The 510-nt window shown below is 31.0% G+C and carries 1 protein-coding gene; it reads left to right on the top strand.

The genetic code is table 11. From position 1 onward, the window contains the following. A partial coding sequence (locus tag EII23_RS12305; protein ID WP_148091289.1) for an ABC transporter ATP-binding protein occupies window positions 1-507 on the top strand: 507 nt, incomplete at its 5' end. Between the last annotated feature and the right edge of the window lie 3 nt (window positions 508-510).

Here is a 510-nt window from a genome sequence, read left to right as displayed (position 1 = left end):
GCCTTACAAACACCTACATCTGGAGAAATTTATATTAACGATAAGAAAATCTCAAAAATGAATCAGAAAAAATTATCCAGAATGAGAATGAAAGAAATTGGATTTATATTACAAGCGACTAACTTAGTTCCATTCTTAACAATCAAACAACAATTTTACTTATTAAAGAGTTATAAAAAAGATGTGTTAAGTACTCAAGAACATGATAAATTGTTAGACGATTTAGGTTTGAAAGAAATCGAGAATAAATTGCCTTCTGAAGTGTCAGGAGGACAGAAACAACGTGTTGCGATTGCTAAAGCAATTTATACACAGCCATCTATTATTTTAGCTGATGAGCCAACCGCATCACTCGATACTGAAAATGCGATGACAGTTATGAAAATACTAAAAGAACAGTCTAAACAACGTCAAAAAATATGTATTATTGTTACTCACGATGAACGGTTAACTAAATTTTGCGACAAAATCTTTCATATGGAAGATGGTTACTTAACGCAGAAATAAAAC

Origin of the sequence: Desulfovibrio sp. OH1186_COT-070 (genome assembly GCF_003860215.1) — a bacterium.
Lineage (GTDB): Bacteria > Desulfobacterota > Desulfovibrionia > Desulfovibrionales > Desulfovibrionaceae > Desulfovibrio.
Note: the sequence above shows the minus strand (reverse complement) of the source record. Positions and strands in the feature narration are given on the sequence as shown.